This window comes from Priestia sp. SIMBA_032, assembly GCF_046535215.1.
Taxonomy (GTDB): Bacteria; Bacillota; Bacilli; order Bacillales; family Bacillaceae_H; genus Priestia; species Priestia aryabhattai.
Genome location: NZ_JAWRXD010000935.1, coordinates 1 through 261, shown reverse-complemented (window position 1 = coordinate 261; position 261 = coordinate 1). Strand labels below are relative to the sequence as shown.

Below are 261 nucleotides of genomic sequence, written 5' to 3'. Positions count from 1 at the left end.
CGAGTGGATTCAACATCTCTTCATGGCCCGCGATGCCGGGCTGACCGACGAAGAGGTCGGCCGGATCGCATACGGCCCCACGGCGCCTTTCTGGGACGACCTGGATGCTGCCATGCTCGCGGCCGTTGACGAACTCATCGGCGATGGTTGTATCGGCCCGACGACCTGGCAGACGCTCGCCGCGCAACTGGGCACCCAGCAGATTCTCGATCTGATCTTCACCGTTGGTGCATACGACACGTTGGCGGGGCTGTTCAAGTC

At 62.8% G+C, this 261-nt stretch carries 1 protein-coding gene; it reads left to right on the top strand.

Annotated features, from left to right (window positions below; genetic code table 11):
* On the top strand, nt 1–261 hold a 261-nt coding region (locus SB717_RS37075; protein WP_410908090.1), incomplete at both ends, for a carboxymuconolactone decarboxylase family protein.